The organism is Metallosphaera yellowstonensis MK1 (assembly GCF_000243315.1).
Taxonomy (GTDB): Archaea; Thermoproteota; Thermoprotei_A; order Sulfolobales; family Sulfolobaceae; genus Metallosphaera; species Metallosphaera yellowstonensis.
In genome coordinates, this window is record NZ_JH597765.1 from 5,064 (window position 1) to 7,603 (window position 2,540).

The 2,540-nt window shown below is 52.4% G+C and carries 3 protein-coding genes and 2 pseudogenes; 4 read left to right on the forward strand and 1 reads right to left on the reverse strand.

The window, feature by feature from the left end; translation table 11 throughout:
* The 4 genes and pseudogenes from METMK1DRAFT_RS07435 to METMK1DRAFT_RS15615 all read left to right on the forward strand — a co-directional run.
* A partial coding sequence (locus METMK1DRAFT_RS07435; protein ID WP_009072424.1) for a DUF5658 family protein occupies window positions 1-242 on the forward strand: 242 nt, incomplete at its 5' end.
* A gap of 89 nt (window positions 243-331) precedes the next feature.
* Window positions 332-511, forward strand: coding sequence for a hypothetical protein (locus METMK1DRAFT_RS18990; protein ID WP_009072427.1), 180 nt, complete (start codon window positions 332-334; stop codon window positions 509-511).
* On the forward strand, window positions 493-849 hold the full coding sequence (locus METMK1DRAFT_RS07440; protein ID WP_009072428.1) for a thiamine pyrophosphate-dependent enzyme: 357 nt from the start codon (window positions 493-495) through the stop codon (window positions 847-849). The genes METMK1DRAFT_RS18990 and METMK1DRAFT_RS07440 overlap by 19 nt, the downstream gene beginning before the upstream one ends.
* A 91-nt stretch (window positions 850-940) precedes the next feature.
* Window positions 941-1,971, forward strand: a pseudogene (locus tag METMK1DRAFT_RS15615) (IS701 family transposase).
* A 53-nt stretch (window positions 1,972-2,024) separates the two neighbouring features.
* Here METMK1DRAFT_RS15615 and METMK1DRAFT_RS07460 read toward each other — a convergent pair.
* Window positions 2,025-2,243: pseudogene (locus tag METMK1DRAFT_RS07460) on the reverse strand (helix-turn-helix domain-containing protein); the annotation flags it as partial.
* Between the last annotated feature and the right edge of the window lie 297 nt (window positions 2,244-2,540).

Consider the following 2,540-nt stretch of genomic DNA (forward strand, 5'->3'; position numbering starts at 1 on the left):
TGGGGGTCATCGACGTCCTAACTACCTTTTATGGAGTCTCGCAGGGATATGTTGAGGAGAATCTATTTCTCCACGCCCTGTCGGGCAACCCGATCCTGATGATCACGGTGATGGCCGTACTAAAGACTATTGCTGTGGCGTTGAGTTACCTTCTATTGAGAAGATCCATGATCTTCCCGGCGTTACTTCTCATCGGTTTGTTTGCCTTGGCAGATCTATCCAACCTAGCCTTGCTTATGTGAAGTGTGAGCTTGTGGCATTTAGAACTCTCTTCTGACCTGGGTGGTCCTCGTCTGCTGAAAGTTCTTTACACCTTGTTGACTATTATTGCATGTTAATCAAACCTGAACCCTCGCTAGAGGATCTACAGCTTCAGTTGGAAAGTACTGGGTTGAAGAGTGAGGATCTGCTCAAGATATACAAAAGGATGACCCTCATTAGGTATTTCGAGGAGTCCATAAGGAAGATTTACCACGGGAAAACCCATTCAACATGGCCTCAGGGGTCATAAGAGGAGAGATGCGCCTGTCAGTTGGCAAGGAAGCTACTACTGTTGGTACTCTCTATCTGTCCAGAGACAGTGACGTCGTGGTTAGCACGCATAGGCCTCACAATCACGCCATAGCCAAGGGAGTTGGCCTCAAGGGGTTGGCCTCTGAGATCTTCGGGAAGTCCACTGGACTGTGTAAAGGAAAGGGAGGACATATGCACCTCTTCCACAGGACCAAGAACTTTGCGTGTAATGGTATAGTGGGCGCTTCGTTTCCTCAGGTAGCAGGGGCAGCCTTCACGTTTAAGTACTCAGCAGCAGTTATGGGATTCTCCCTTAGGTACCGCCCTGTAATCTAGGTGCAGCAGTTATGGGAATCTTAGGGAGGTAATACGGGAAAGTCGGTATTAGCGAGAAGTTTTTAATTTTCGACGTCTTCCTGCTGAAAAGATGCCAAACCGGAAGGGACAGGTCGAACTGGCTAAGGAGGATATGATCAAGGCGGTCAACCAGGTCCTGGGCATAGTGAGGAGGAACGGGAGGAGCAGGAAGGTCGGGTTGGCACTCGTCTTGATGGTCCTGCTAGGTGGGAGGTCCAGCGTGAGGAATGCTGCTGAGACGTTCGGGTTGGACTACACAAACCTTCTGGGGGCGTTGGGAGAACTCGACGACGCGTGGAGGGGCTGGAGGTCCTGTCGGGGCTGGTGAAGGGTCAGATCGTCATCGTGGACGACACCGTGGACCACAAGGAGTACTCCAGGGGGAGGGACGTGAGCCCCCACGGGAACTACTGGATCTACTGCCACGCCCACGGGAGGTTCGAGAGGGGCGTGCAGCTCCTCACGGTCGCCATAGTGGACCTCTCCACGGGCAGGACGTTCATGATGGGAGCCTTCCCCTACGCCGTGAGGAAGATGTTGGACTTGGGGATGGTCACCGAGTTCAAGACCAAGATCGAGATGGCCAGGGAGATGTTGGACGTGCTCAAGGGGTACTTCCGCGTGTCCAGGGTAGTCTTCGACTCGTGGTACTGGTACGAGAAGCTCGTGACGGACAACGTGGTGTCTGAGCTCAAGTCCAACCGAGCTCAGGGTCGAGTCGGTCCAGGGGACCCTCGAGGAGGTGGAGGGACACCTCCGAGTGGGGGGCCTAGCCCCCCGGAGTCTACTTCACCTCCCTGACCCTGGGAGGCCGAGCGATTACGGTGAAGTTGCTCGCATGAACACGACTCCGGGACACACGCCAGGTACCTCTACACCACCGACCTCTCGCTCAGCGAGGAGGAGGCCTGTCGTGTGGGAGATCGAGGAGCTCCAAAGGACGTCAAGACCCTGGGACTCCTCATTCTGGAGGAGGGAGAGGCTTCAGGGTTACCTCACGATCTTCACCATCGTGACCAACGTCGTCAGGGAGCTGGTAGGGGAGCTGAACCTGAGGAGCGTGGAGGTGTTCCTCAGGTCCTCGAGCGCCATTTAGGCTGACCACCCAGGCTGATGAAAATCTTTAAGTTACGTTAAAGTCCCATAACTGCTGTAACTTGGTTTACCAAGTCGTCCTTTCGCGTGTTCGATACCCTAGCGTATAATGCCACTTTCCTTTTTCTAACAATACCCATCAGTTTTTCGACGTCCTCCTCCCTGAACCTCCACTTCCCGCTCTGCACTACTGGTTTAATGTATCCCTTCTTAACGTAGCTCTGCAACGTGCGGTAGGACATTCCCAGTTTTTGGCACACTTCCTTAGGTTTCAGCATCATAATAAAACTCACATATAAATTATATAAACTTCACGGTTTACCTGGAACTGTTGACAACGGCTATCCCGTGTCTCTTCTTGATTTCCTCCGCCTCCGTAACTATGTCTTGGTTGATCTCGGTGATCTTGAGCATACGTGATAACCATTCGACGAACTCCCTAGCGTAGGCGCTAGCGTCTTTTAATCCTGATGCTTTATTTGTAAAACACTAAATGATGAAAAGACACAAACTTTACGGCTCTCATTGGAAACCGTTAACGACGGCGATTGCGTCTCACCAGGACGTTTAAGGTC